The organism is Roseateles sp. P5_B10 (assembly GCF_056400485.1).
This window is the reverse complement of record NZ_JBFULE010000286.1, coordinates 1-6,127: the sequence shown is the minus strand read 5'-3', so window position 1 is coordinate 6,127 and position 6,127 is coordinate 1. Positions and strand designations below refer to the sequence as shown.

7 protein-coding genes and 1 pseudogene are annotated in these 6,127 nt (G+C 66.3%); 4 read left to right on the top strand and 4 right to left on the bottom strand.

The window, feature by feature from the left end:
• Together AC1DU6_RS17085 and AC1DU6_RS17080 are read left to right on the top strand one after the other, a co-directional pair.
• Positions 1-183: pseudogene (locus AC1DU6_RS17085) on the top strand (M23 family peptidase); the annotation flags it as partial.
• Positions 161-1,276 carry an anhydro-N-acetylmuramic acid kinase gene (locus AC1DU6_RS17080; protein ID WP_477858492.1) on the top strand — a complete coding sequence of 372 codons (1,116 nt, stop codon included), beginning with the start codon at positions 161-163 and terminating at the stop codon, positions 1,274-1,276. The pseudogene AC1DU6_RS17085 and the gene AC1DU6_RS17080, both read left to right, overlap by 23 nt.
• Positions 1,277-1,286: 10 nt before the next feature.
• Here the strand turns inward: AC1DU6_RS17080 and mdtD are convergent, their stop codons facing one another.
• The 4 genes from mdtD to rplM form a co-directional block, all read right to left on the bottom strand.
• Positions 1,287-2,705, bottom strand: a complete 1,419-nt coding sequence (gene mdtD / locus AC1DU6_RS17075) for a multidrug transporter subunit MdtD (RefSeq protein WP_082532969.1) — start codon at positions 2,703-2,705, stop codon at positions 1,287-1,289.
• Positions 2,706-2,790: 85 nt separating this feature from the next.
• Positions 2,791-3,156 carry an iron-sulfur cluster insertion protein ErpA gene (gene erpA / locus AC1DU6_RS17070; protein WP_056203164.1) on the bottom strand — a complete coding sequence of 122 codons (366 nt, stop codon included), beginning with the start codon at positions 3,154-3,156 and terminating at the stop codon, positions 2,791-2,793.
• Positions 3,157-3,255: 99 nt separating this feature from the next.
• The gene (rpsI, locus tag AC1DU6_RS17065) at positions 3,256-3,648 is read right to left on the bottom strand and encodes a 30S ribosomal protein S9 (RefSeq protein WP_056203161.1); all 393 of its coding nucleotides are present in this window, start codon (positions 3,646-3,648) and stop codon (positions 3,256-3,258) included.
• Between the two features lie 9 nt (positions 3,649-3,657).
• On the bottom strand, positions 3,658-4,086 hold the full coding sequence (rplM, locus tag AC1DU6_RS17060; protein WP_056203159.1) for a 50S ribosomal protein L13: 429 nt from the start codon (positions 4,084-4,086) through the stop codon (positions 3,658-3,660).
• A 213-nt stretch (positions 4,087-4,299) separates the two neighbouring features.
• Between rplM and AC1DU6_RS17055 the strand changes: the two genes are divergently transcribed.
• Together AC1DU6_RS17055 and AC1DU6_RS17050 are read left to right on the top strand one after the other, a co-directional pair.
• The gene (locus AC1DU6_RS17055) at positions 4,300-5,097 is read left to right on the top strand and encodes a GNAT family N-acetyltransferase (protein WP_457321748.1); all 798 of its coding nucleotides are present in this window, start codon (positions 4,300-4,302) and stop codon (positions 5,095-5,097) included.
• Positions 5,098-5,256: 159 nt separating this feature from the next.
• Positions 5,257-6,123, top strand: a complete 867-nt coding sequence (locus tag AC1DU6_RS17050) for a DUF2726 domain-containing protein (RefSeq protein WP_477858488.1) — start codon at positions 5,257-5,259, stop codon at positions 6,121-6,123.
• Positions 6,124-6,127: the final 4 nt, after the last annotated feature.

Here is a 6,127-nt window from a genome sequence, read left to right as displayed (position 1 = left end):
CCGCACCTGCACTTCGAGTTTCGCGTCGGCGGCCGCCACATGGACCCACGCACCATCGCTCGCGCCTCCGAGGCGATCACGCTGCCGAACTACGCCAAGTCGCAGTTCCTGCAGACCGTCGCCAGCGTCAAGACCCAACTGGCCGTGGCCGAGACCATGGATGGCGTCTCAGCCGCCGACTGAGCTCCGTCAGCTCTACATCGGGCTGATGTCGGGCACCTCGCTCGACGGCATTGATGGCGTCCTCTTCGACGCCGATGCGCTGGCCGTCACCGGCCATGTGCATGCCCCCTTCTCCCACGCGCTGCGCGACGAGTTGTTGGCACTGAACGCACCTGGCGGTAACGAGCTGCATCGCGCCGCCTTGGCTGCCAATGCGGTAGCCCGTGCCTATGCCGACGTCGTCTCGCAGTTGCTTGAAGCCACGGGCGTTCCACGCAAGCAGATTGCGGCGCTGGGCGCTCATGGCCAGACGGTGCGCCACCGCCCGGACGGCTTCGACGGCTACACGACGCAACTGCTGAACGGCGCCCTGCTGGCCGAGCAGGTCGGCATTGACGTCATCTGCGACCTGCGCAGCCGCGATGTGGCCGCGGGCGGCCRGGGCGCGCCACTGGTGCCGGCCTTCCACCGCGCCGTCTTCGGTGCAGCGCAGGCGGACGTGGCAGTGCTCAATCTCGGCGGCATCAGCAACCTCAGCCTGCTGCATGCCGACGGCCGCACCGGCGGCTTCGACTGCGGCCCGGCCAACTGCCTGATGGATGGCTGGATCGCCCGACATCGCGGCTTGGCCTATGACGCCGACGGCGCCTGGGCCGCGACGGGCAAGGTGCTTCCCGAACTGTTGGCGGCATTGCGGGCCGAACCCTGGTTCGCATTACCGCCGCCCAAGAGCACGGGGCGCGATCTCTTCCATCTGCGCTGGTTGGACGCGAAGCTGGCGCCCAGTCTCGCGCCGGAGGATGTGCAGGCGACGCTGCTGGAGCTCAGCGCTCGCTGCGTGTCCGACGCCCTGCACACCACCATGCCACAGGCCAAGCACTTGATCGCCTGCGGTGGCGGCGCCCTGAACGGCACGCTGATGGGCCGCCTGGCGGCGCTGCTGCCCGGCGTGGCCGTGCAGACCAGCGCCGCGCACGGCCTGCCGGTCGACCAGGTCGAAGCGGCGGCCTTCGCCTGGCTGGCCCGGTGCTTTGTCCAGCGCCGGCCGGGCAATCTGCCTGCCGTCACCGGCGCAGCAGGCACGCGCCTGCTGGGGGCACTCTACCCCGCCTGACAGCGCGGGCTCAGCCCGGTTCGGGCGGGTCCTGCTGCTTGATCGCCAGCGCCACGTGGCTGTCGCCCGATTCGAGCTGGCCGAAGATGCCAGCCGAGGCCATCGTGATCAGGGCCATGCAGACAAAGGTGGCGCGAAAGGCCTGCAGCGTCTGCACACCGTCCATGCCGAAGTGCGCTGTGAAGGCCGCCAGCACCGCGCCCGCCGCGGCCACACCCATGCCCATGGCCAGCATCTGCACCATGGACAGCAGGCTGTTGCCACTGCTCGCGTTGTCGGGCTCGAGATCCTTCAGCGTCAGCGTGTTCATCGCGGTGAACTGCATCGAGTTGACGGCGCCAAAGAGTGCCAGTTGCACGACAGTCACCACCAGCGGCTGCCCAGGCGTGGCGAAGCCGAAGCTCGCCATCGTCAGCCCGACCAGCAAGGTGTTGACGACCAGCACACGCCGGTAGCCGTGGCGCCGGATGAGCGGTGTCGTCACGCGCTTCATCGACATGCTGGCCAGGGCCACGGGCAACATCATCATGCCGGCCTGGGCGGGCGAATAGCCCATGGTCACCTGCAGCAGCAGCGGGATCAGGAAGGGCATGCAGGAGCTGCCCAGGCGCGAGAACAGATTGCCGAGCAGGCCGATGCGCAGCGCACCGATGCGAAACAGCCGGGGCGAAAACAGCGGGTCGGGCCGGCGCAGGGCATGCAGCCAGTAGGTCGTCAGGCTGGCCAGCCCGAAGATCATCAACATCAGTACCGAAGCCTGGCGCAAGCCCAGGCCCGACAGGCCGTCCAGCGCCAGCGAGACCGCGGCCATGCCGAAGGCCAGCAGCAGATAGCCCGTCAGATCAAAGCGCCCGACCGCGACCGGCGCAGGTGCTGGCATGTAGCGCAACGTGGCCAAGGCGCCGATGAGGCCGACCGGCAGGTTGATCAGAAAGATCCAGTGCCAGGACGCCGCCTGCACCAGCCAGCCGCCCAGCGTTGGGCCGATCAGCGGGCCGACCAAGCCGGGAATGGCAACGAAGCTCATCGCCTGCAGGAAGCGCTCGCGCGGGAAGGTGCGCAGCACGACCAGGCGTCCGACCGGCAGCAGCAGCGCGCCACCAGCGCCTTGCACGACACGCGCGGCGACCAGGGCGTCCAGGCTGGGCGCCAACGCGCACAGCACCGAGCCGATCACGAAGAGGACGATTGCGCCGACGTAGATGCGGCGCGTGCCGAAGCGGTCCGCCACCCAGCCCGTGGCCGGGATCAGCATGGCCATCGTCAGCGAATAGGCGACGACGACGGACTGCATGCGCAGYGGGCTTTCGCCCAGGCTGCGCGCCATTGCCGGCAGCGCCGTGTTGACGATGGTGGCGTCCAGCGTCTGCATGAAGAAGCCGAGGGCCACCAGCCACAGCAGCATGCGCTGCTTGCGTTCCTGATCCATGTCGGGAGACGGCAAGGGAGGTGCCATGGGTCGGCAATGAAAAAGCCGCCCGGAGGCGGCTTGTCAGCGAGGGTTGAGCGAAGGCTCAGACCGAGAAGGAGGAGCCGCAGCCGCAGGTCGTCGTGGCGTTCGGGTTCTTGATGACGAACTGGGCGCCCTGCAGGTCTTCCTTGTAGTCGATCTCGGCACCCATCAGGTATTGCAGGCTCATCGAGTCGATCAGCAGCGTGACGCCATTCTTCTGCATCTGCGTGTCGTCGTCGTTGACGGCCTCGTCGAAGGTGAAGCCGTACTGGAAGCCGGAGCAACCACCACCCTGCACGAAAACGCGCAGCTTCAGGTCCGGGTTGCCTTCCTCGGCCACCAGGTCGCGCACCTTGTCGGCGGCGCTGTCGGTGAACACCAGGGGCACGGGAATGTCAGTGACGGGGGTATCAAGCACGGCGCTCATGGCGAGGCTCCTGTGAATCTGTCCAGAGACGAATATGGGGATTGTCCGCGCAAAAACAAAAGGCCGCTCGAAGCGGCCTTTTGTGTCCAAGCGCAGCAATTAACGCTTGCTGAACTGCTTCCTGCGACGGGCGCCGTGCAGACCGACCTTCTTACGCTCGACTTCACGCGCGTCACGCGTGACGAAGCCGGCGCGGCTCAGTTCGGGCTTCAGGGCTGCGTCGTAGTCGATCAGCGCGCGGGTGATGCCCAGGCGCAGGGCGCCGGCTTGACCCGATTCGCCACCACCGTGCACGTTCACCTTGATGTCGAAGGCTTCACCATTGTTCGTCAGCAGCAGGGGCTGCTTGGCGATCATGATGGACGTCTGACGACCAAAGTAAGCGTCGATGGCCTTGCCATTGACGATGATCTGGCCCGTGCCCTTCTTCATGAAGACGCGAGCGACCGACGACTTGCGACGGCCCGTACCGTAATTCCAGTTTCCGATCATGGCCGTTCCTTAGATCTCGAGAGCCTTGGGCTGCTGGGCGGTATGCGGGTGCGTCGGGCCTGCGTAGACCTTCAGCTTCTTGACCATGGCGTAACCGAGCGGGCCCTTGGGCAGCATGCCCTTGACGGCCTTTTCCAGCGCGCGGCCGGGGTGCTTGGCTTGCATGTCCTTGAACTTCGTGGCGTAGATGCCGCCGGGGAAGCCGCTGTGACGGTAGTACACCTTGTCGGTGGCCTTGTTGCCCGTGACACGGAGCTTTTCGGCATTGACGATGACGATGAAATCACCGGTATCCACGTGAGGCGTGTAAATGGCCTTGTGCTTGCCGCGCAAACGGAGTGCCACTTCGCTGGCAACACGTCCGAGCACCTTGTCGGTGGCGTCAATCACAAACCACTCGTGCGTCACTTCGGCCGGCTTGGCGCTGAAGGTCTTCATGAGAGTGCTTTCGCTGCGCCGGCTTCAAACTGCTGAAACCGGCAATAGATGGCTGAACTTCGACCGGTCTCGGTGCTTGTGTCTGATGCACAGCCTCTCAACACGGCTCTTTCCCGCAGCCTTTTGACGGAAAAGCCCACGAGTGTAGCAGTGCGGCCGATGGTTTGAAAAGGACCGAGGCGTTAACCTTGCCATRCCTTTGCAGTGCCCGCCATGCCCAAGCCCCCGTCCGCCGCCTCTCCTCCCCTCGCCGAAGCCGCGGCGGGCGAGGGCCATGAGCTGTCGGCCTTCGGCCTCGACCCGATTGCGCCGGCAGCCGCCCCGGCCGAACCGGCAGGCCCTCTGGCCAAGGCCCGGGCTGCATTGGAGCTCCTTTCCACCTGGGTGCCAATTCGCTCACTCGCGCGCCGCCACCGCCATCGCATCATTGACCACCTGCTGGCGCTGGAGCCGCAGGACCGTTACTTGCGCTTCGGGTACCCGGCTTCGGACGAGCAGATTCGCAAATACGCCCTCAGCATCGACTTTGCCCGCGACGAGGTGCTGGGCATCTTCAACCGCCGCCTGCACCTGATCGCCCTGGCCCATCTGGCCTATGGGCAACCGATGCCGGGTGAGCCCAGCCGCACGATGGCCGAGTTCGGCGTCTCCGTGCTGCCGCAGTCGCGCGGCCGGGGCCTGGGACGGCGGCTTTTCGACGCCGCGGGCTTGCATGCCCGCAACCGGGGTATCGACACCCTGTTCATCCACGCATTGAGCGAAAACCGGCCCATGCTGCGCATTGCGGCGGCGGCCGGCGCCATCGTCGAGCGCGACGGCAGCGAATCCGCGGCCTATCTGCGCCTGCCACCCGAATCATTCAGCTCCCAGGTCGAGCAGGCACTGGAGCGGCATCTGGGCGAGCTGGATTTCCAGTTCAAGCGCCAGGCTCAAGTGCTGAGTGGATTTGTCGACAGCGTTGCCGAGGTCAAAGCCCATTTCGAATCTCCCGGCCGCGCTGCCAAGGAATAAATGACGGGCCAACGGCCGTTTTCCCAGGCATGCTCCCCCTCAGGCCCGGGGGAATCGGGACTAGCGAGTAATTCCTTTTAGGGACGTTGCGCTACATTGCCCGACCATTGCGCCGCGAGAAAACAAGGTCGGCGTCATCCGCCGAAATCCCTTCAGGGTATGCCGTACGCCATCTATTGGATCGCCGCGCTGGCTGTTTGCGTCCTGGGTCTGGCCATCAGCCTGATCTGGGCGCTGCGCCGACCTGCGTACGCCAATAAAGGCTTGCCGGCGGAGTGGTCACTCACGGCGCGGCCTGTATTCACGACCGACGAGCGCCGTGTCTTCCGGCTGCTGCGCGAGGCCCTGCCCCACCACGTCGTGCTGTCCAAGCTGCCGCTGGTGCGGTTTTGCCAGCCGACCGAGGCCAAGGAAGTGCGCTACTGGTTCGATCTGCTCGGCGCCTCGCATGTGACCTTCGCTGTCTGCAGCCCCAATGGTCGCGTGCTGGCCGCCATCGACCTCGAGGGCGAGCGCGGCGTTACGCCGCGCAGCCTGCAGATCAAGCATGCCGTGCTCTCCGCCTGCCGCGTGCGTTATTTGCGCTGCGCGATGGACCAGTTGCCCAGCGTCGCCGAGCTGCAGCTTTTGGTGCCCCAGAGCAGCAATTCACGCGGCCCGCTCCCCGCACCGGCAGCCACATCGACGCCGCCGCGCCGCCGCATGGGCAGCAGCGAGGACGAATTCGGCAGCGACTGGGGGCAGTTCTCCCAGCCTCTGCCGCTGTGGCAGGACGCTGGCGTCTTCAGTGGCGGCAATGACGGCTATGGGGACCGAGAGCGCGACCGCCATCCGCGCATGCCGGCCCAGCCCGCCGCGCCGCATCCACAGCGCCGTCTGTCCTCACGCAACCTCGACCCGGCGCGCTRCAACCCGCGCAATCTGCCGGTGCTCGATGACGCCGACGAGGAGGCCATGATGGACGACATCGTCGGCGTCGTCGTCGATGCGCCGCGCTACGCCACCCAGCGTCCCCGTCGGAGTTGATTGC

Bases quoted from the DNA above. Each gene is read 5' to 3' on its own strand.
- erpA (WP_056203164.1), bottom strand. From the start codon at position 3,156: ATGAGCGCCGTGCTTGATACCCCCGTCACTGACATTCCCGTGCCCCTG.
- rplM (WP_056203159.1), bottom strand. From the start codon at position 4,086: ATGAAGACCTTCAGCGCCAAGCCGGCCGAAGTGACGCACGAGTGGTTT.
- AC1DU6_RS17055 (WP_457321748.1), top strand. From the start codon at position 4,300: ATGCCCAAGCCCCCGTCCGCCGCCTCTCCTCCCCTCGCCGAAGCCGCG.
- rpsI (WP_056203161.1), bottom strand. From the start codon at position 3,648: ATGATCGGAAACTGGAATTACGGTACGGGCCGTCGCAAGTCGTCGGTC.